The 19,841-nt window shown below is 73.0% G+C and carries 17 protein-coding genes and 2 pseudogenes; 12 read left to right on the top strand and 7 right to left on the bottom strand.

Annotated elements, in window-relative coordinates:
• Positions 1–3: 3 nt before the first annotated feature.
• From ABT297_RS13680 to ABT297_RS13665, 4 genes are all read left to right on the top strand, one after another.
• On the top strand, positions 4–750 hold the full coding sequence (locus ABT297_RS13680) for a hypothetical protein (RefSeq protein ID WP_350548544.1): 747 nt from the start codon (positions 4–6) through the stop codon (positions 748–750).
• Between the two features lies 1 nt (position 751).
• Positions 752–1,810: a hypothetical protein gene (locus tag ABT297_RS13675; RefSeq protein ID WP_350548542.1), complete on the top strand. Its 1,059-nt coding sequence runs from the start codon at positions 752–754 to the stop codon at positions 1,808–1,810.
• Complete coding sequence (locus tag ABT297_RS13670) at positions 1,807–2,457, top strand: hypothetical protein (RefSeq protein ID WP_350548540.1); 651 nt, start codon at positions 1,807–1,809, stop codon at positions 2,455–2,457. The genes ABT297_RS13675 and ABT297_RS13670 overlap by 4 nt, the downstream gene beginning before the upstream one ends.
• A gap of 195 nt (positions 2,458–2,652) precedes the next feature.
• Positions 2,653–3,009 carry a hypothetical protein gene (locus ABT297_RS13665; RefSeq protein ID WP_350548538.1) on the top strand — a complete coding sequence of 119 codons (357 nt, stop codon included), beginning with the start codon at positions 2,653–2,655 and terminating at the stop codon, positions 3,007–3,009.
• 15 nt (positions 3,010–3,024) lie between these two features.
• Here the strand turns inward: ABT297_RS13665 and ABT297_RS13660 are convergent, their stop codons facing one another.
• The gene (locus ABT297_RS13660; protein ID WP_350548536.1) at positions 3,025–3,588 is read right to left on the bottom strand and encodes a hypothetical protein; all 564 of its coding nucleotides are present in this window, start codon (positions 3,586–3,588) and stop codon (positions 3,025–3,027) included.
• A 78-nt stretch (positions 3,589–3,666) separates the two neighbouring features.
• On the opposite strand from ABT297_RS13660, the gene ABT297_RS13655 reads away from it, so the two are divergent.
• On the top strand, positions 3,667–4,314 hold the full coding sequence (locus tag ABT297_RS13655; protein WP_350548534.1) for a hypothetical protein: 648 nt from the start codon (positions 3,667–3,669) through the stop codon (positions 4,312–4,314).
• A 14-nt stretch (positions 4,315–4,328) separates the two neighbouring features.
• On the top strand, positions 4,329–4,622 hold the full coding sequence (locus tag ABT297_RS13650) for a hypothetical protein (RefSeq protein ID WP_350548532.1): 294 nt from the start codon (positions 4,329–4,331) through the stop codon (positions 4,620–4,622).
• A 4-nt stretch (positions 4,623–4,626) separates the two neighbouring features.
• On the opposite strand, the gene ABT297_RS13645 is transcribed toward ABT297_RS13650, so the two are convergent.
• Positions 4,627–5,085 (bottom strand): hypothetical protein, encoded by a 459-nt coding sequence (locus ABT297_RS13645; protein WP_350548530.1) that lies wholly within the window; start codon positions 5,083–5,085, stop codon positions 4,627–4,629.
• Positions 5,086–5,164: 79 nt separating this feature from the next.
• On the opposite strand from ABT297_RS13645, the gene ABT297_RS13640 reads away from it, so the two are divergent.
• Genes ABT297_RS13640 through ABT297_RS13625 form a run of 4 tightly spaced genes read left to right on the top strand, consistent with a single transcriptional unit; the run spans position 5,165 to position 12,332 of the window.
• The gene (locus tag ABT297_RS13640) at positions 5,165–6,169 is read left to right on the top strand and encodes an HNH endonuclease (protein ID WP_350548528.1); all 1,005 of its coding nucleotides are present in this window, start codon (positions 5,165–5,167) and stop codon (positions 6,167–6,169) included.
• Positions 6,166–7,095: an SseB family protein gene (locus ABT297_RS13635; protein WP_350548526.1), complete on the top strand. Its 930-nt coding sequence runs from the start codon at positions 6,166–6,168 to the stop codon at positions 7,093–7,095. Before ABT297_RS13640 ends, ABT297_RS13635 begins: the two co-directional genes overlap by 4 nt.
• Before the next feature lie 36 nt (positions 7,096–7,131).
• Positions 7,132–11,094, top strand: coding sequence for a type VII secretion protein EccCa (eccCa, locus tag ABT297_RS13630; RefSeq protein ID WP_350548524.1), 3,963 nt, complete (start codon positions 7,132–7,134; stop codon positions 11,092–11,094).
• Positions 11,095–11,099: 5 nt separating this feature from the next.
• Positions 11,100–12,332 carry a S8 family serine peptidase gene (locus tag ABT297_RS13625; RefSeq protein ID WP_350548522.1) on the top strand — a complete coding sequence of 411 codons (1,233 nt, stop codon included), beginning with the start codon at positions 11,100–11,102 and terminating at the stop codon, positions 12,330–12,332.
• Positions 12,333–12,593: 261 nt separating this feature from the next.
• Here the strand turns inward: ABT297_RS13625 and eccB are convergent, their stop codons facing one another.
• The 4 genes from eccB to ABT297_RS13605 all read right to left on the bottom strand — a co-directional run bounded on the left by eccB (position 12,594) and on the right by ABT297_RS13605 (position 17,838).
• Positions 12,594–14,084 (bottom strand): type VII secretion protein EccB, encoded by a 1,491-nt coding sequence (eccB, locus tag ABT297_RS13620; protein ID WP_350548520.1) that lies wholly within the window; start codon positions 14,082–14,084, stop codon positions 12,594–12,596.
• A gap of 1 nt (position 14,085) precedes the next feature.
• On the bottom strand, positions 14,086–15,489 hold the full coding sequence (gene eccD, locus ABT297_RS13615) for a type VII secretion integral membrane protein EccD (protein ID WP_350548518.1): 1,404 nt from the start codon (positions 15,487–15,489) through the stop codon (positions 14,086–14,088).
• An 82-nt stretch (positions 15,490–15,571) separates the two neighbouring features.
• Positions 15,572–16,585 (bottom strand): hypothetical protein, encoded by a 1,014-nt coding sequence (locus ABT297_RS13610; RefSeq protein WP_350548516.1) that lies wholly within the window; start codon positions 16,583–16,585, stop codon positions 15,572–15,574.
• Positions 16,582–17,838, bottom strand: a complete 1,257-nt coding sequence (locus ABT297_RS13605) for a type VII secretion protein EccE (RefSeq protein WP_350548514.1) — start codon at positions 17,836–17,838, stop codon at positions 16,582–16,584. Before ABT297_RS13605 ends, ABT297_RS13610 begins: the two co-directional genes overlap by 4 nt.
• 156 nt (positions 17,839–17,994) lie before the next feature.
• On the opposite strand from ABT297_RS13605, the gene ABT297_RS13600 reads away from it, so the two are divergent.
• Entirely contained in the window at positions 17,995–18,123 is a 129-nt protein-coding gene (locus ABT297_RS13600) for a hypothetical protein (protein ID WP_350548512.1), read from the top strand.
• Between the two features lie 568 nt (positions 18,124–18,691).
• A pseudogene (locus tag ABT297_RS13595) lies at positions 18,692–19,150 on the top strand (hypothetical protein); the annotation flags it as partial.
• On the opposite strand, the pseudogene ABT297_RS13590 reads toward ABT297_RS13595, so the two are convergent.
• Positions 19,046–19,441: pseudogene (locus ABT297_RS13590) on the bottom strand (alpha/beta fold hydrolase); the annotation flags it as partial. The pseudogenes ABT297_RS13595 and ABT297_RS13590 sit on opposite strands and share 105 nt — an antisense overlap.
• Positions 19,442–19,841: the final 400 nt, after the last annotated feature.

Here is a 19,841-nt window from a genome sequence, read left to right as displayed (position 1 = left end):
GGCATGACGGTCGAGTGGGCGTTCGAGGCGGTCACCGCGGTGGCGGGCCGGCAGGGCGGGCTGGTGACGGCCGCGCAGCTGGAACGTGCCGGCGTCGACCCCGCCATGCGCGCCGAGCTGTATCGCCGGGTGCTGCTGACCAGGGTCGACTGGGACGTGTTCGAGGTCCGCGGCAGCCCGACTGAGCCGATCGACGCGTATCCCTACGCGGCCTGGCTGGCGCTGCGCCCGGCCGTTTTCGCTTGGGAACGCCCCGGCGCCGGCGGCGATGTGACCGCCGACGCGGTGCTGTCGCACGAGGCCGCGGCCCGGGCGTGGCGGCTCGGTGCGCCGAGCCTCGGCCGGGTCAGCTTCATCGCACCGGAGCCGCTGCCCGCGCCGCGCGCGACCCGGGTGCTGGTCGAGACGCTGCGCCCGGACGAGGTGACCGTCCGTGGCAGGCTCCCGGTCACCGTCGCGCACCGCACGGTCCTGGACCTCGTCCGCGGTCACATGGACCTCCTGGAGCTGCGCCGGGTCATCACCGACGCGGTCCGGCTCGACCTGGTCGACCTCGCCGAGCTGCACCGGGATCTCGTGCCGCTCGCCGCCGCGCACTTCTTCTTCCCCACCGAGGGCCCGGAGTTCGCCCACTGGTTCCTGCCCGAGCTCGACGGCGCCGCCCTGTCGCCGCGCAACGCCCGCGCACTCGCGGCGCTGCTGCGGCCCGACGGCCCCGGCAGCCTTGACGGCCCCGGCAGGGTGATCTGACGTGCAGGAGCGCTACGAACGGGTGTACTCCGCGGCGGCGCGGATGCTGAGCGAGCACTCCCCGGCAGCCGCCCGTGCGCACTGGCCGCAGGAGCGCCGTGGGCGCTGGTCGGAGCTGGAGATGCTGCTGACCGCACTGCCGCGCACGACGCTGCCGGGCACCGCCGACCCGGCATGGCAGCTGGCGTCCGCAGTGGACGAGGACGGCCGCCCAGTCGGGATCGCGGACGCGGTCCGGGCGTGGGAGCAGCGGATCACCGCGGCGCCGCCGCCCGCCCCGGGCACGGTCGTGGCGATGCCGGGGCTGTGGCACACGCTCGCCGGGGGGCTGCTGCGGGAGCTCACCGGCCGCCTCGCCCCGGGCCGGCCGGCCGTGACGGTCGGTGCTGCCGGAGGTGAGCTGAGCGCGGTCGCGGCACAGTTCGCCGCCGCGTTGCGCACCGCGGTCACCGGCGCCCCGCACCCGCCCCGGCCGCGCCCGTCGCTGCGCGGACCGCAGCCGCTCGCGACCGGCCTGCCGATGCCGGCCGCCGCCGACCGCCTCGAAGCGGCCGCGCGGCTCGCCGCGGCGGCTACACCGAGCCCGCGGGAGCTGGCCGGCGGCACCGACTTCAGCGTCCGGTTCGATGCGGCGGACGCGGCCGCGCAGCTGCTCGGCGGCCTCTACCGCAGCGCCGGCCCGGACTGGCGGGAACGCGCCGAAGGGCTGCGCCCGGCCGAGCACCTGGTGTCGTTCATCCGCTTCGACGGTGACGTCCCGCGCCCCGTCGGCCTCGCCGAGCACGCCGCCGGCGTCCGGGACCACCTGCGGGACCTGCGCGGGCCGTGGCGGCCGGGCCCGGACGACCCGGTGCCGCGGTGGTCGCCGCAGCGGGCCTGGGTGGTGCTGCCGGACGTGGTGGCAACCGTCACCGCGGACCTGCTCGACGAGCTGGCGGTGCGGCTGCGGCCGGGCCGGCAGGTCGGCACCGTGCGGTTCGACACCGAACCGCTGGGGCAGTTCGTGCAGCGGCGCCTACTGGACGCCGCGATCCGTGACTGGATGGAGGACGACTGGTGACGATCGGTGCTGACCGGCTCGTCGAGTTCGCCAGGCGGTACGTGCTGCGCGACGACGAGACGATTGAGTGGATGAAGGCCGTCGGCGACGGCACCGACACGCCGGTCGTGGACCTGTCGACGGCGGAGCGCGGGCTTTCGGTGGCGGTCGTGCGCGGGCTGCTGCAGGCCGAGCGGGCGTCATTCGTCGCGGCGGTCGTCGCCGTCACCCGCGAGGACGAGGACTTCGACGGCCCGGCGCCGCGGGAGTATCTGCTCATGCGGCACGACGGCACCGCGGTCCGCCTCGCCGACGCCGGCGCGGTCGCCGCGCTGGGGGAGCGGGTGCTCTCCGGTGACCTGCCGGCGGCGGCGTACGCGGAGCTGCTCGTGCACGGCCAGTGGCGGGGCAGCTGGCCGAAGGAGGTCGTCGTCGACCCGGTCGCGTGGCGCCGCAGACATCCGGCCGGTGCACCGCTGCCGGACGTCGAACCGCTGTCGGTGCGACTGGCCGGCGGCACGATGACGCTGACGTTCGCCGCGACCCAGCGGATCGCGGACCTGTCCGGGCGGTTCACGCTGGACGTGTCGGTGTGGTCGGTGTCGATACCGCCCGACGCCCCGGCCACCTGGCAGGCGCGGACCGTCGCCGAGTCCGTGCCGGTCTAGAGGCCGGTGTAGAGGGAGGTTGCGTTGCTGGTCGCGCGGTCGGTGACCGAGTGCCATCTGTATATGGCCCTGCACCCGTGTGAGCGGTGCGGCGAATGGGACTTCCCGTGGTCGCGGCACGACCGCGGGCCGGGTCCACGGTCGGCCTACGCAGGGCCCTGCCCGTCGTGCGGCGCGTCCCGCCGGTTCGAGTTCGTGCTCGCACCGGATGCGGTGCCGCCGCCGGCCTACGGGGGACCGGAACCGTCCCGGATCATCGACCCGGGCGAGTTCCTTGCGATGAGCGAACGGGCGGCCCGGCACGCGACCGTCCCCGCGGACGCGTCCGGGCCCCGCCGCGACGACGCGCGCACCGCCGCCTCCGACGCGCTCGCCGCCGCGGAGGAGGTGCTGAAGTTCGTACCGCCGGACGCGTCCGCGGTGCCGGCTTCGGCGTTCACGTCGGAGACGGGACGGGCCAGGTACGCCGCGGAGCCGGCCGCCTTCACCCGCGAACGCCTGCAGGAGCGCATCGAGGCGTGCCGGCAGGCGCTGCTGGCCCTGACGGCCTGACAGCCGATTGCGCGGTCAGCGGGGGGCGAAGCCGTCGGAGAGCTCCCGGTATGTCCGCTGGACCGCTTCGAGCCGGATCTTGCGGAACCTGCCCGGCTCGGCGTCGTACACCGACCGACCGCGCTCGGTCCACAGTGCATGGACAGGGACGGCGTCGGCGCCCGGCGGGACGAACTTGATCGCCTCGCCGACGGCGGCGGCCGCGATCCGCAGGTCGATCAACGCCTGCCGGCGCTGCTCGGCGGTCATCCCCTCGTCCGGCTCGGCGGGCGCGTTGCGGATGATGAGGTCGGCCACCCACAGCCACTCACCCGCGTCGATGATCTCCGACGCGCCGCCGTCGACGCCGAAGGCCGGCTCCTCCTCGTCGGGGACCGTCACCTGCTCCGGCAGGCGGAACGTGAACTCCCGCTCGGTGCCGCAGTGCGGGCACGGCCCCGCATATCGGCTGGCGAGGTCGCCACCGACGACCACGACGGAGCTCGGCGGGATGAAGCGGGTCTCGCCGCACGTCTCACACGGGTGCAACTCGATGAACAGGTGTGCCTCGACGTTCGTGCGTGCCAGTCGCAGGACCATGCCGACGACCTTACTCACGCTACGCTTGCCCACGGCAGTCGACGGGCGGACGCGAGGCAGACGATGGTCAGTGGTGCGGTGTTGCTGGATCTCCTGCGACGGTTCGTGTTCTTCGACGACGAGACCGTCGTGTGGAGCAAGGACTACGCGCCGCATCCCGCACTCGCCGTCGAGACCAGCGACCGGCTGTTCAACGTCCGGGTCGTGCCCGATCTGCTGCGCGTCGGCGCGGCACCGTGGGTCGAAGCGCTCGTCGTGGCGATCCGCGAGGACCAGGAGGTCGAGGGCCCGGCGCCGCAGGACGTCTTCCTGCTGCGCACCGACGGCGAGGCCCTGCACCTGCGTGACCCGGGCACCGTCGCGGCGCTCGGTGCGCTCGTCCTCACCGGCGACCTCGACCCGGTGGCGTATGCGGAGGTGCTCGCCTCGTGCCAGTGGCCGGGCGGCTGGTTCAAACAGGTCGTGACCGATCCGGCCGCGTGGCGCGGCGAGTATCCGCCGGAGGCGGACCTACGGCAGGTGGATGCGCCGCAGGTACGGGACACGGATGACGCGACGCAGCTGACGTTCTTCGCGTCCCGGCAGACCAGCGAGGTCGTCGGCGGCAGGCCGGTGCTCGACGTGAGCCGGTGGACCGTGCGGATCCCGAAGGCTCCCCACGGCGCGCCCGCGGCGTGGGACTGCGAGGCGGTGGCCGACGGCGTGCCGCTGGCGCCGCCGTGGTGACGAACGGAGACGCCGTGGGGGAGTTCGTCCTCGCCGGGGAGGCCGGCGGTGAGCGCCTGGACAATCCGGGCCGCCGCCAGCGGTATCTGCGGTATCTGCGCGCCGGTGCGCCCGTCGGCGGCGGCTACCGCACCGACGGCCATTGGATCTGGGCGCCGGCCCTGGCCGAGCGGCTGGAGCGCGAACATCTGCTGCCCGAGCCGCCGTTCGCCGGGCACATCCTGCGTTACGGGTTCATGTGCCCGCCGGTCACCACGGCGACGGCCGATCAGGCCAGGGCCGCCCTGGCGCAGCTGCTGCGAGGCTGACGGGTCAGCGGGATGCTGACGGCGCGGGCGAGCCGGGCTTCGGTGTCGTAACGGTGCCGGTGAGCTTCGCCTCGCACCGCGGGCTCAGCGAGTGCTGCTGGGCGACGATCGAGCCGTCGACCGACAAGATGCACTGCAGCTGCGGGATCTGCGCGCCGATCACGGTGTCGCCGTCCGGGGCGGCGTTGCCGCCGAGGACCACGATCGTGACGTCCGGATACACCACGTCGACCTGCTTCGCCCAGGTCGACTGCGGGGTCTCGAACGACACCGACGCGCCCCGCTCGTCGGTGTGGGCGCCGACGATCTTCAATCCGGGACCGCCGGAGTGGAACAGCTCGTAGGTCACCGTGTGGGTCACCTTCGCCGCCGGCGGCGGCGGGCTCTCCGCCGGTGTGTTGCAGCCGCTCAGTGCAACCGCCGCCACCAGCAGCGCGGCGACCGGCGGTGCGACCCGTAGCATGCGTGAACTCCCCCGTGGTAGCCGACGACCGACGGCGGTAGCTTAGCCTCGATGCCTCCTGACGGGGAAGGAGCGGTCGATGATCGCCGGTGGCCGGCATGCGTTCCAGGTGCTGCACCCTGGCTCACCCATGCTGCGGGTGCGCTACCGGGCGGGGATCGTCGTGGATGCGCACGGTTTTCCCGACTGGGTGCCGTATGCGCGGGCCGTCGTGCAGCTGCCACCGGTCCGTGACGACCTCGGCGCCCATGCCAACCGTGTCGTGGATGTGCTCGCCGCCAACCGCGTGGTCGCCGGCACCGACCCGCTCCATGAGGACGCCCCGGCCGGCGGCGGACCGGCCGGCTGGACGTGGGCGCACCTGCCGGTCGTCACACCCGGCGCGCCGCGGCGGGCCGCGCTGGTGCCGATCGAGCTGCACGGCGCGCACCGGCACCTCGGCGGCGTGAGCACCGCCCGCACCGACCGGACCCGCCGCTATCTCGGCGAGCCGGGCCGGTGGCCGGTGCCGAGCCGGGTCGAGGCCACCGTCGCCGACGGCGCCCTCACGAAGGTGGAGGAGCACCTCGGCCGTGCGTTGCCGGCGGACTACCGTCAGTATCTGCGCGACAGCAACGGTGGCGGCCCGCACCTCGCGGTCGTGCACGTCGGTCTCGGGTTCGTCGCCGACCAGCCGATGTTCGGCGTGGCCCGCCCTGACGCGCTGCAGGACCTGCTCTACGCCAACGCCTGGTTCGGTGACCGGTTCACCGCCGACTACGTCGCGGCCGGCTACGTCCAGGGCGGGCTGATCGCAGTGAAGGTGCGTGGCGAGGCGACCGGCTCCGTGTGGTGGTTCGACGACGACGACCCGCGGGCCAAGGACGACGACACCGCCGAAGACGTGTGCGAGCGGCTGCTGCACCACTGCGCCGACGACTTCAAGGCTTTCTGGCAGATGCTGTGCGAGCCGCCGGAGCCGCTGCGGGCGGCGGCCGCGGCTGCCGACGTGACACAGTTGCACCCGGACCGGATGGGCGCGGCGCTGCCGGCCGCGAAACGCCCCACCGGCCCGCAACCGGCGAGCGGAGAAGCGACCCGATGACCGACCCCGCCCTTGACCAGCAGCCTCCGCAGTGGGAGCCGGCGAACGAGACCGAGCGCGCCCTCGCCAAGGCCCTCGCCGACGGTGACCAGCAGGCGTTCTTCGGCATCGTCGCCTCCGCCGAGCTCTACCTGCCGCAGGCCGGCCAGGAGGAGACCGAGGAGCAGACGTTCATCACCGCGGAGCTGTTCGGTCAGACCGTCCTGGTGGTGTACACGTCGCTGGAGGGACTGACGGCCTCGGTCGCCGGGGTCGCCGACGCCTACACGGTCACCACCTACCAGGAGCTGCTCGAGCGGTGGCCGCAGCCGGAGTGGCGGTTGGCGGTCAACCCGGGCTATCCGATCGACGCGTATCTGCCCGTGGAGGCGGTCGGGGCGGCGGCGGAGGGCGACGTCAAGCTGCCGACCGCCGCCCAGGTCATCGTCGCCGGGTTCGCCGAGGACGAGCGGGCCACGCAGGTCTTCGACACCGACACGGTCCTGCGTGACGCCGTCGAGCGCAACGATCCCGGCACGTACATCGACACCCTGCTCGACTCGACCGTCGTCGTGCCGACCGCGCACGCCGTCGAGGACCCCGAGCAGCTGCTCGACCAGCAGGACTGGTGGCGGCCCGCCGGGACGGAGCAGGAGCCGGTCCTGGAGGTCTTCACGTCGGAGGAGGCGTTCTTCGCGGCGTTCCCGATAGCCCGCATCGATCCCGCGACCGGCCGGGTGCACAGCGTGACGATGCCGTTCGTGCTGCTGCTCGGCGTGTGGCCGGAGGACACCGCCCTCGCCGTCAACCCGCGCACCGACTTCGGCATCGAGCTGCCGGCGCAGGACGTGCAGGCACTGCTGCTGTGGGAGCCTGAGAACCCCGCCGCGGGCACGACCACCACCACGCGCGAGAGCGATGAGGTGTGGGCGCACGGTGGTCGATAGGATTGGTCGCGCTGGTCAGACCGGGGAGGCAAGCACGTGACGTCCGTCATCATCAAGCGTCCGCCGCGGCGTGCCGCGCCGCAGCTGCCGACCGGGGACGTGCTGCTCGACCCGCCGCCGGAGGTGCCGAACGCGGCCGGCAAGACGTGGACCCGGATGCTGATGATCCTGCCGATGGCGGCCGGCGCCGTGGCGATGGGTCTCATGATGGGCGCCAGCGGCCGCTCGGGCCCGCTCGTCTACGTCGCCGGCGGTATGTACGGCGTCTCGATCCTCGGCATGATCGCCATGATGGCCACGCAGACCAACGGGCCGGGCAAGAAGGAGATGATCGAGGCCCGCCGGCAGTACATGCGGCGCCTCAGCCAGCTGCGCGCCCAGCTGCGCGACACGATCAAGAAGCAGCGCGAGGCCATCTACTACCGCCACCCCGACCCGTCGGTGCTGTGGTCGCTGGTCACCGGCGCCCGGCTGTGGGAACGCCGCCGCGGCGACGCCGACTTCAGCGTCGTCCGGATCGGCCTCGGCGCGCAGGAGGTCGCCACCCCGCTCATCCCGCCGCAGACCCGCCCCGTCGACGAGCTCGAGCCGCTGTGCGCGATGGCGCTGCGCAAGTTCGTCGCGACCTACACCGTCGTGCCCGACCTGCCGGTCGCGATCGCGCTGCGGGACTTCTCCCACGTCTACATCCGCGGCACCGACGAGCAGACCGTCCGTGACCTCGTCCGCGCGCTGCTGGCCCAGATGGTGACGTTCCACTCGCCCGACGACCTGCTGATCGGTGTCGCCGTCGCCGACGCGCAGGCACCGCAGTGGTCGTGGGTGAAGTGGCTGCCGCACGCCGCCCACCCCACCAAGGTCGACGCGGTCGGTGCGGTGCGGCTCTTCACGCCCGGCGTCACCGGCCTGGAGGCCATGCTCGACGACGTCCTGGCCAACCGGCCCCGCTTCGACCCCGCCGTCGCGCAGAACTTCGCCGGCCCGCACACCGTCGTCGTCATCGACGGCGGCTCCACCGCCGGGTCCGACCACCTCATGACCGAGGGCGGTGTCGCCGGCGTCACCATCATCGACCTGTCCAACCCGCCGCCGCGGCTACTCGACGACACGACCGTCGTGCTGGACATCGCGGCGGACGGCGCCGTTTCCGGCATCACCATGGACGGCACCATCCAGATCGGCAAGGCCGACCGGCTGCACCCCGCGGAGACCGAGGTGCTCGCGCGGGAGCTCGCACCGCTGCGGCTGTCGGCGGCCTCCTTCGCCGAGTCGACCTCCGTCACCGTCGACCTCGGCCTCGCCGAGCTGCTCGAGCTCGGCGACCCGGCCGAGTTCGACCTCGCGCAGGCGTGGGCCAGCCGGCCCAACCGCGACCGGCTGCGCGTGCCGATCGGCATGGGCGCCGACAAACGCCCGATCGAGCTGGACATCAAGGAGTCCGCGCAGGACGGCATGGGCCCGCACGGCCTGCTCGTCGGCGCCACCGGCTCCGGCAAGAGCGAGCTGCTGCGCACCCTCGTGCTCGCCCTGGCCGTCAAGCACAACCCGGAGATCCTCAACTTCGTCCTCGTCGACTTCAAGGGCGGCGCGACGTTCACCGCGCTGGACCGCCTGCCGCACACCAGCGCCGTCATCACCAACCTCGCCGACGAGCTGTCACTCGTCGACCGCATGCTCGGCGCGATCCAGGGCGAGCTCGTACGCCGCCAGGAGCTGCTGCGCAAGGCCGGCAACTACGCGTCGCAGCGCGACTACGAGCGGGCACGCGCCGCCGGGATCCCGCTCGGGCCGCTGCCGAGCCTGCTCATCATCGTCGACGAGTTCAGCGAGCTGCTGACCGCCAGGCCCGACTTCATCGACATGTTCGTGCAGATCGGGCGGGTCGGCCGGTCCCTCGGCGTGCACCTGCTCCTCGCCTCGCAGCGCCTCGAGGAGGGCCGCCTGCGCGGCCTGGAGACGCACCTGTCCTACCGGCTCGGCCTGCGGACGTTCTCCTCGATGGAGAGCCGCACCGTCCTCGGTGTCCCCGACGCCTACGAGCTGCCGCGCTCACCCGGCCACGGCTACCTGAAGGCCGGCACGGAGGGGCTGATCCGGTTCAAGGCGGCGTACGTGTCGGGGGCCTACCGGCGCGACGGAGCCCTGCCGACGGTCGGCGGGAGGGCCGTCGACGCCGTCCGCGACTTCACCACCGCCTACGTCACCCCGCCGCGTGAGACCGCGCAGGCCGACGAGGCACCAGAGCCGGAGGAGACCCACGTCGGGGAGACCCTGCTCGACGTCCTCGTGCGGCGGATGGAGGGCCAGGGCACGGCCGCGCACCAGGTGTGGCTGCCGCCGCTGGACGAGCCGCCGACCCTCGACCAGCTGCTGCCGCAGTTCGTCCAGTCGCCCGAGCGCGGCCTGACCGTCGCCGACGCGTCGCTGCACGGCCGCCTGCACGGCGTCGTCGGCATCATCGACAAGCCCTACGAGCAGCTGCGCGACCCGATGTGGCTCGACCTGTCCGGCGCCGGCGGCAACGTCATGGTCGTCGGCGCCCCGGTCACCGGCAAGACCACGTTCCTGCGGACCCTCGTGAGCAGCCTCGCCCTGCTGCACACCCCGCGCGAGGTCCAGTTCTACGGCCTCGACTTCGGCGGCGGCGGCCTCAGCGCCCTCTCCGGCCTGCCGCACGTCGGCGGGATCGCCAACCGGCGCGACGTCAACACCGTGCGCCGGACCGTCGCGGAGGTCTACGGGCTGCTGCAGGCCCGCGACGGGCTGTTCGCCAAGCTCGGCATGGACGGCATCGCCGCCTACCGCCGCAGCCAGCGCACCGGCGGCCCCGCGGCGGAGGACCCGTTCGGCGACGTGTTCCTCGTCGTCGACGGCTGGGCGACCCTCCGCGGCGAGTTCGAGGACCTCGAGCCGATGGTGTCGGAGATCGCCAACCGCGGCCTCGGCTACGGCATCCACATCCTCGCCTCGACCAACCGCTGGATGGACATCCGTACCGCGACCCGCGACATGTTCACCACGAAGGTCGAGTTGCGCCTCGGCGACCCCAGCGACTCGGCGATCAACCGCCGCGCCGCCGTCAACGTCCCCGAGCAGGCACCCGGCCACGGCCTCACCGCCGACGGCTTCCACTTCCTCACCGGCCTGCCCCGTATCGACGGCCAGCAGCAGGTCGACGACCTGTCCGACGCGGTCACCGAGTTCGTCAAGCACATGCAGGCCTACTGGACCGCGGCACCCGCCCCGAAGGTGCGGCTGCTGCCCGACCAGCTGCCGTTCGAGTCGCTGCCGGCACCGGTGCGCGGCCGCATCCCGATCGGCATCGCGGAGAACGACCTGCTGCCCGTCTCCCTCGACTTCGACGCCGACCCGCACCTGCTGCTCTTCGGTGACCTCGAGTGCGGCAAGAGCGCCTTCCTGCGCGGCCTCGCCCGCAGCATCACCCAGGCATACCAGCCGTCCGAGGCGCGCATCATGCTCGTCGACCTGCGCCGAAGCCTTCTCGGTGCGGTCAGCCCCGAGCACCTCCTCGGCTACGGCACCTCCCAGCAGGTCACCCTCGACCTCGTCAAGCAGGTCGTCACCGTCATGCGCGAACGGCTCCCCGGGCGGGAGGTCACCCCCGACCAGCTCCGCAACCGCAGCTGGTGGAAGGGGCCCGAGCTGTACATGCTGGTCGACGACTACGACCTCGTCGCCGGCGCCGCGGCCAACCCCCTGGCGCCGCTGCTCGAGTTCCTGCCCCAGGCCCGTGACATCGGCTTGCACCTCATCCTGACCCGCCGGATCGGTGGCGCCGGGCGGGCGATGTTCGACCCGATCATCACCCGTATCCGTGAGCTCGCCTCACCGGGCATCATGATGTCCGGCTCCCGGGAGGAGGGTCCGCTCTTCGGCAACATGCGGCCGCAGTTCCTGCCGCCCGGGCGGGGCTATCTGTTCACGCGGCGCGAGAGCGGTCGGCTTATCCAGATGCCGTGGACACCGCCCCCGCAATGACGACGATGTGGAGCGCATCCCTCATGTGGCTGCACCGGATCCTCGCCGTCGCACTGGTCGGCGTTGTGGCGGTGGTCGGACCGTTCGCGGCCCCTGCGGCGGCGGCCGAGTGCACCGATCCCGGGCAGGACATCACCACCGTGCCGTGGGCGCAGCAGAACCTCGGCGCGAGCGGTGTCTGGGCCCTCACCCGCGGCGGCGGCGTCACCGTCGCTGTCCTCGAATCCGGGGTCGACGCCGCCCACCCGCAGCTCAGCGGCCGGGTCGACGCGGGGGTCGACGCGGTGGCCGGCACCGGACCCGCCAACACCGACTGCGTCGGCACCGGCACACAGGTCGCCGGAGTCATCGTCGGCAAGGTGACCAACGGCATCGGCTTCACCGGTGTCGCCCCGCTCGCCCGCATCCTGCCGGTCCGCGTCGTCGCCGATCGGCAGACCGGCGGCGCTCTGGCGGCCGAGCTCGCCAAGGGCATCAACGCAGCCGTCGACGCCGGCGCCGACGTCATCGACGTGGCCGTGCCCACCTACACCGACGACCCGGCCGTCCGCGCCGCCGTGCAGAAGGCCCTCGACAAGCAGATCGTGGTCGTCGCGGCCGTCGGTGACCTCGGCGGCGCCAACCAGCAGAACCCGACCCCCTACCCGGCCGCCTACGACGGTGTCATCGGCGTCGGCGCCGTCGACGAGCGCGGCATCCGGATGGACAGCTCGCAGTTCGGCGAGTATGTCGACCTCGTCGCACCCGGCGGCAACATCCTCACGTTGCAGCGGGCCTCCGGTCTCACGATCGTCAACGGTACGGGTGTGGCATCGGGATTCGTCAGCGCCGTCGTCGCTCTCGTGCGCGCCTTCATCCCGCGGGCGACCGTCGCGGAGGTGACCCGCAGGCTCACCGGCACCGCCGTCCCCGCCGCAGGTGGCCCCGACAGCCAGTTCTACGGCCACGGGATCGTCAATCCGGCAGGTGCCCTCACCGATCAGGTCGTCGAGCAGCCGCCGGCGGTCATCGGCCCGGTCGACGGCCCGGCGCCTGCCCGCGCCTCCATCTGGGCCGGGAGTCGCCGCTGGGCCCTGATCGGCACGGCCGGCGCGCTCGGGCTCGCGGTCGTGATCGCGGCCCTCGCCGTCGCGTTGCCGCGGGGCCACCGCCGGCGCTGGCGGGCGGAGCATCCGGCTCCGGCTCGGGTCCGCGACGAGCCGGAGGAGCCCGGGCCGCCGGCGATGCTCTTCGACTGACGGTCTCCTGACCGATGACGATCAGCAGGTCGGGGCGCCGACAGAACGACAGCTGCTCGAGCCGCGTTGTTAGCATTTCCGGGCCGGCATCGAAGTCGCCGCGCTGGTTGGTGACGGCAAGGTCGAGCGACTGACACCACCACCCGTCGAACACTCGTCGAACGGATGACCGGGCGCGTCGACCTTGTCAGTGCCGGTGGCACTGTCGTCCAGCGCCCACCCGGCTCCCGGGACGTTGATCAAGCGGCGAACGAGCAGGGGTCAGCTGGCGGATGGCTTCGGGGACGAGGAGCCGGACGGGGACGTGGACGGGGCCGGTGAGGACTGTGCGGCCGGAGCACCGGCCACCTGCGGCTGGAACACTGCCGCCGGGTCGAGGACCGGACCGGCCGGAATGCGGGTCACCAGCGAGCTCGGCACGTCGGTCGCCTTGTCCGGTGCGTAGCCGAGCATCCGCAGGACCTCCCCCGACGGCACGGAGAAGCGGACGCCCATGTCGGTGATGATCGCGTAGGCACCCGAGGTGGCAGTCGCGGACGGCAGGACGCGGACGATGGCGACCCGCCCCGCCGGGACGGAGACGCGGTCGGCGAGGGCGGTGCCGGCGGTCGAGCGGCCGATCGTGGGGACCCCGGCGTCGATGGAGGGGATGGTGCCGCCGACGGTGATCTGCGGGGCGTTGCGCGGGTCGGTCGTGGTGGCGCAGACGAGGTCGCCGGGGGAGCCGGGCTGCAGGTCCAGCTTCGGCGGCGCGGCCGGGGCCGCGGCGTCGTTGCCCTCGGGGGTGGTCAGGCGGGAGCTGCGCTTGGCCTTGTTGATGTCGCCGACGGAGACCTGTTCCGGGTCTATGCCGGGGAACTGGGCGTCGATGATGTTCTTCTGCAGTTGGGTGATCGGGGCGATGCCGTCGTCGAAGACGAGGTAGTGCTGCGGGCCGGAGCCCGTCTGCACGACCAGCAGGTCGCCGATCTTGCGGCCGGTGACGCTCTTGCTGTCGGTGCCGCGGTTGTTGATGGTGATGGGGCTGATCGGCACACCCGCGGGAAGGGCGTTGATCCAGGCGGTGCCGACCGGGGCCGGGGTGACGACGGCACCGAACAGGGCCGGGATGACCGTCCGCGACTCCCGCAGCTGGTGCCGGTGACCGTTGACGACGAGGTAGGTCAGGCCGGCCGTGACGTCCTTGATGAGCACGCCCTGGCCGTTTCCACTGGCACGTGCACCGGCCGTCGCCTCACCCGCAATGAGGCTGACCGTTGCCGTCTGCCCGCCGGAGCTCGACGTGCCCGCCGTGGAGCAGACGGTCCACGGCAGCCCGACGGCCTTGCCGGCCGGGGGGAGCGAGTCGGGTGCGCCGGTGATGCCGATGGTGATGCCGCGCGGCACGGATCCCAAGGACTTCTGCGACACGCGGAACAGCTGCGATGCGCCCCGCCCGGAGGCAAGCAGTGCGGAGGTGAAGTTGAGCGTCGGGTGGAGGCGGCCGTCCATGAAGACGAATGTCGCGCCGGTCTCGCGCTCGATGACGATCGATCCGTCGGCCTTCCAGCCGGTGCCGCCGACCTTCGTGAGGATGCCGTAGACGCCGAAGCCGGCACCGACGAGGACGGCGACCATGATGCCGGCGAAGACGGCGCCGATGCCGCGCCGCAGCGGCGACTGGGCCGGGTCGGTCTCGCGCATGACGAACGCGGACAGGACCCGCTGGGTCAAGAACTGGTAGGACTGCAGCTGGTCCCGGCGGGTCGCCATGTCAGCTGCCGAACGAGGCGAACAGCGCCTGGATCGAGCCGTAGACGCCGATCACGCCGCAGGCGAGGGGGATCAGCGCGATGATCGCGACGACGTCGGTGATGTCGGCGATGCGGCCGATGTACGGCGTCGGTGTCCGTCTGCTGTAGATCAGCCCGGCGGCGACGATCGCACCCCCGACGAGCAGCAGCGCCGGGAGGATCACCAGGCGCCCGCCACCGGGGTCGATGCGCAGGACGAGGCCGAGCAGCAGCACCGCGACGCCGAACGCGCCACCGGCGAGCAGCGGGACCCGCTGCCGGGCAGCAGGGAAGAGCCTGGCCCGCAGCAGCAGTGCCGCGGACGCGCTGGCGGCGAGCAGGATGCTTGTGGTGTGGCCGTCGACGCCGAGCATGACGATGGTCACGGCACCGACGACGGCGGCGGCCAGCAGCATGCCGGTGAGCAGCTCGGTGGCGCGGGCGACAGCGGCGAACACCCCGGCCCGGCTCGGCACCGGCTGGTCGACGAGGATGTCCTCCGGCTTGTCCGGCAGGGTCGGCACGGGCAGCTTGCCGAGCCAGCTCGCGATCAGCGGATAGCCGGGCAGCAGGCCGATGACGAGGGTCAGGGCGAACGCGGCGGACCCGGCCGCCGACATTCCGGCCAGCACGAGCAGCCCAGTGATGATCCCGGCGATGCCGACCTCGAGCCCGGCCATGAACAGCCACCGCACGGCGGCCGTGCCGACGTACCCGAGGACGCTGACCGCCAGCAGCGCCGCCGACCCGAGCAGCACGCTGGTCGCGCCGAGCCCGGTGACGCCGATGCCGTCGGGCACGACGGCGAGGGCGCCGGCGGCGAATGCGTAGGGCAGGGCGGCACCGGCGACGGCGCCTCCGGCGGGCGCGTCGCCGAGGGCGCGGGCGACGACAAGCCCGGCGAGGGCCAGCACGAGCGCGATCCCGCCGGCGACGGCCGCCGGGATCGTCCACGGCGGGCCGGACAGGGCGATCGCGAGGACGCCGAGTGTGAACGTGACGACACCGAAAGCGATTCCGCCGCGGCGGGTGGCGGGGCCGCTCCATGACCTACCGGTGCGCCGCGCGCCGTTGGCGATGACCTCGACGACGTCGTCGTAGGCGAGCTCCGGCCAGTCGGTACGCCCCGGCATGAGGTGCAGGATCTCGCCGTCGCGGACCCCCTGGACGGTCAGGTTGCGGGCCGGCTCGACGAGCGCGCCGGTGGCCCGGCGCAGCACCCAGCCGGAGTTGTGGTCGGTGTCGCCCATGTCCTCACCCGCGTGGCGCAGCAGGTGCGGCAGGAGCTCCGCGACGATGGCGTTGTCGGGCAGTGCGACGTCGATGCGCCGTTTCGGGGTGGCGACGGTCACTCGGGCCAGCCCGATGCCGATCCGGGGCGTCACGGCGATCTCCTCACTGCGTCATGGCTGCACAGACGGCGACGACGGCGAACAACGTAACAGAACGCCCGGAAGCGCAACGTACTCATCGACATGCGTTGCCCATGGTCTGACGCTCCGTCGACGTGGGGTGCAGCCACAGGTACCGGTTGGCGCCGCCACCGATGAGCGCGAGCATCTCGTTCTCCAGCATCTGCAGCCGCTGCACGGTCTGCGGGTCCAACTGCAACGCCGTCCCGGCGACCGCGGCCTCGGTGGTGTGCAACCGTTGCAGGACCACGAGATCGCACGACCGCACCGCGGGCGCGCCGGGCTCCTCGAGCCGCCGCAGGACGGTCAGCTGCGTCTGCCACGGCCCGGCCGCCGGTGGGTTCGACGGGCCGGTGGTGCCGAGGTCGTGCACGACGAGGACGGGCCGGCGGGCGGTCGCGGTGATGGTGGCCGGCTGCTCACCGTGCAGGACCGCGACCCGGTCGGCGCGGCTGACGGCCCGTTCGCCGAAGCCATGCCACGCGGCCGGGTCGACCGTCATCACGACGATCTGCGAGCCGAGCGCCAGGGCCCGGAACGCGAGCATCTGCGCCGCCCACACCCCGCCGACGAGCGTGACGCGGGTGGGTTCGGGCCGGAACAGCCGGATCGGGACCGGCTGCTGGCTGTGGTCCGCGCCGAGGACGAGCCCGGTGCCGGCCGACCTGACGCCCATCATGTTGAGCGCGGTCAGCGACGCGGTGTGCCAGCCGATGCGCAGCCCAGGCTGTCTGCCGCCAGGAGCGGCGTCGCGTTCGTCGTCACGGTTGCCGTAGACGGTGCCGCCCGGCGGGCCGGACGGTGGCATCGGGGCGGCGGCGACGAGCCCCGCGACCCGCAGGGTCTGCGCCGACGCCTCGGCCTCCGCCTCGGCGGCTGCATGGGCTTCGGCGGCGCTCCCGGCGTCGGGCTGGGCCTGTGTGCCGGGTGCCGCCTGCGGCCCGGCGACCCGCACGTGGGGCGCCTGCCCGCCCGCCTGCCCTGCCGGCTGCCCCTGGGCAGGTCCGGGAGCCGGTGTGGGTGCGCCGAGGACGCCGCGCTGCTGAACCGGTTCGATGGGGCGGGTCATCGGGGCCCTCCGCCCGTCGGCGCGGTCGCATATGTGGCAGGACCCTGCTCGCCGTCGAGCGGGAGAAGGTGCGCGCCGTGGGTGCCGCCTTCGAGGACCTGGCAGACGGCGGCGATCGTCTCGGCGGGTGCCGCGATGCGTACCAGACACCTGACGTCGACCTGGGCGTCGGCGGCGGCACCGGGGACGATGACGAACGCCACGCTGGTGAACGAGCCGGGCACGGCGGCAAGCTGGTCACCGAGGGCGCCGACGGCCCCGTCCTGGTTGATCGCGGGCCAGTCCTGCACCCAGTAGGACCGGTGGGCAAGGCCCGCGGAGTGCCACGCGTCCCACGTCTCCCGCGGCTGGGGCGGCGGCGCCGTGTCGTCGGTGCGCTGCAGGTCGCAGGAGCGCTCCAGGGCCGTCAGGACCCCGCCACGGTCGAGGATCCGCACGTTGACCCCGGCCCCGCGCAGGGTCCGCGCGACCTTGCGGAGCATCGCCGCGACGACGTCGACGGCGTTCTCGGCGCTCTCCGCGCCGGCTTCGGCGAGGGCCCGCGCGTCGAGGCGGACGGCGACCCAGGTGACTCGGTCGGCCGGGATCGGGGCGGTACCGAAGCGCTGGACCAGCTCCCGGTAGGAGTACGCGGCCGGCAGCGCCTGCTGCAGGTCGTGGCTGGGGGAGCCGAGGGTGTGCGTGACCACCTGCAGGGCGGAGCCGGGCTGGCCGGTGCCGGTGAGCGTGGTGACGAGCGACTCCAGCGGCAGGTGCCCGGACGGCCCGTCGGCCATCGCCGCCGCCGGGGTGACCTCCGCCACCGCGAACCAGCCGGCGTCGTCGCGGGCCACCCCGATCACAGAGTCGTCGGACACCGGCACGTCCTGGACGGTCAGCCGCGGCGCGAGCGTGCGCAGCGGGGCGAGCCGCGGGTCCGTGACCGGCCCGGCGGGGCGCCGCTTCGCGCGGCGGTTGAAGTGCCACGCGAGGACCCGGCGCTCCAGCCACCAGCGGCTCTTCTGCCGGCCGAGGGCGACGACGGCGATGAGCAGCCCGGCGAGCGCGACCGGCACGATGACCAGGACACCCTGGTCGAGTGCGGCGAGCAGGCCGAGTATCGCCGCCTCGACGGCAACGACCTGCAGCACGTGGATCGGCCCGAGGTGGCTGGGGCGCCGCCGCGGGGCAAGGGTCGCCGGGGACGGGTCGGACGCGGGTTCGACACCGACACGGGCCGAAGCCCGAACCGGCCCTTGGGAGTCGGTCGTCACCTGCCGCTACCTCCTGCCGCTGTCAACCGCTGCGCCGCCGCGGGAACTCCGGTCGATCCAATCATATGGACGTCGCCCTCGCGGACCGGTGCTCGCTAGGCTGGCGCCGCCCCGGCCCGGCGGACGGTGGCGCACCCGCGGGGAAGGAAACCGATCGTGCTCACTCGGCGTCAGCTGCTGCTCACCGGTCTTGCCGCGGGCGTCGTCTCGGTGGCGGGCTGTTCGTCGGAGGACGCGACGGCGGGCAACGGGCGCCCGCCGCGGGAGTTCGCGGCCGGACCGTAACGCCGCGCTTGTCACCGCGCGGGCCTGCGGTGGGCGCGTGCAGATCGCCGACATGACCACTGAGACCGACCAGGCGTTCGCGACGGCGGCCGGTACCGTCGGCTCGAGCACCGGTTCCGGCCGGTCCGTGTCAACCGCGGCGAGACATGGGCGTCAATCGATGCAATGCTTATCCCGCAGGGCGACGGCCGGTTCGCTGCGAAGGCAGCCTCCGCGCAGGTGTCGTTCTCCGGCGGCGGCAGCGGCCCGATGGTAACGCTCACCCAGGACGGCGGCTCGTGGAGCGCGGACTCGCCGATCGGTCCGCTGCCCGGTCCCGGTACTCAATGGCCACACCGCCCGCTACGGCGATGTGCTGCCGGGCGTCGACCTGGAGCTGCGCGCCGACGTCGACGGCTTCGCCGAGGTGCTGCTCGTGAAGACCGCCAAGGCGGCCGCCGACCCGAAGCTGCGTCAGCTCGTCTTCCCGACGTCGGGTAAGGGGCTGACGGCCGCCACCGACGCGGCCGGGAACCTCGCGGTGACCGACGGCGGCGGGAGGATCGCCTTTGTCGGCAGTACACCTTCGATGTGGGATGCCGCATCCCGCACGGCCGCGTCCGGCATCCGGCGCGGCCGGGTCATGGCGGCGAAGGTCGCCGGGTCCACGCTGACCGTGACGCCGGACGCCTCCATGCTGAGCGACCCGAATGTTACGTTCCCAATCTCAATCGACCCGGGCCTGACCGTGAACCGGGCCGGGTACGCGGTGGTCAACTCGGCGGCACCAGACACCGCATTCTGGAACACCCCTGACGACGCCTACGTGGGATCGTGGGACGGCATCAGCAAGTTCCGCTCGTTCTTCTCCTACGATCTGACGAGCAGCGGCCTGGCCGGGAAGTACGTCATCTCCGCGACGCTCGACCTGACCGAGACCTACGCCGCGACGTGCACGCCGACCCCGTTCGAGGTGTGGTCGACGGCCGTGCCGAACGTGGCCACGACGTGGAACAACCAGCCGAGCTGGTACACCCAGCAGGCCACCGCCACCGTGGCCAAGGGCGGTGGCGACGTACCCGCCGCTGGAGTGCCCGACCGTGGCGACCCGACGAAGGCCGAGGTCGTCGAGCAGCGCCGCCACCCAGCCCGCCTGCACGGGCACGTCGTATGACAGCCCGGGCGGGGACTGGCCGCAGCCCGGGAGGTCAACCCGGATGACGTGATGGTAGCCGGCCAGTGCCGGGACCACCGGGCTCCAGGAGCCGCCCGAGAACCCCGATCCGTGGATGAGCAACAGCGGCGGCGCCTGCCGCGGGCCGTCGTGGACCACATGCATCGCCTGCGACTGCTCAACGTCGTACTCACGCATGCAGGGATGATGCATGGGCTGCCGACTATCAGTCTTGGACGAATGTCGTCGTGGAATGGGCCGGGGCCGACCCTGAGCTGCACGCGGCCTGGCGCGAGGCGTTACGGCCCATCTGGCCACCCACCCAAGCCACCGCCGTCCTCATCTGCCGCCGATGGTGCGCGACGGGCAGCCCGAGCGCGTCAGCGGCCGTGACCAGCTTCCGAAAGGCCGAGGCTTCCTGTCCTGGCACCCCTCTGTGTCAAGAGGCCGCCAGAGACGGTGTTCTAGAGTGGGTTGTGGCGGGTCCGGGAAGTGGCTTGTCCGAAGTGCTGGCTGTCGGGATTGAGCTGGCCGCGCTGGATTGCAGAGTCGCTCCCGTCTGCCC

Origin of the sequence: Dactylosporangium sp. NPDC000555, assembly GCF_040300025.1 — a bacterium.
Lineage (GTDB): Bacteria > Actinomycetota > Actinomycetes > Mycobacteriales > Micromonosporaceae > Dactylosporangium.
The sequence above is the reverse complement of the archived record's forward strand: the minus strand, read 5'-3'. Positions and strand labels throughout refer to the sequence as shown.

Bases quoted from the DNA above. Each gene is read 5' to 3' on its own strand.
- ABT297_RS13680 (WP_350548544.1), top strand. From the start codon at position 4: ATGACGGTCGAGTGGGCGTTCGAGGCGGTCACCGCGGTGGCGGGCCGG.
- ABT297_RS13660 (WP_350548536.1), bottom strand. From the start codon at position 3,588: ATGGTCCTGCGACTGGCACGCACGAACGTCGAGGCACACCTGTTCATC.
- ABT297_RS13645 (WP_350548530.1), bottom strand. From the start codon at position 5,085: ATGCTACGGGTCGCACCGCCGGTCGCCGCGCTGCTGGTGGCGGCGGTT.
- ABT297_RS13640 (WP_350548528.1), top strand. From the start codon at position 5,165: ATGATCGCCGGTGGCCGGCATGCGTTCCAGGTGCTGCACCCTGGCTCA.
- ABT297_RS13635 (WP_350548526.1), top strand. From the start codon at position 6,166: ATGACCGACCCCGCCCTTGACCAGCAGCCTCCGCAGTGGGAGCCGGCG.
- ABT297_RS13625 (WP_350548522.1), top strand. From the start codon at position 11,100: ATGTGGAGCGCATCCCTCATGTGGCTGCACCGGATCCTCGCCGTCGCA.
- eccB (WP_350548520.1), bottom strand. From the start codon at position 14,084: ATGGCGACCCGCCGGGACCAGCTGCAGTCCTACCAGTTCTTGACCCAG.
- ABT297_RS13610 (WP_350548516.1), bottom strand. From the start codon at position 16,585: ATGACCCGCCCCATCGAACCGGTTCAGCAGCGCGGCGTCCTCGGCGCA.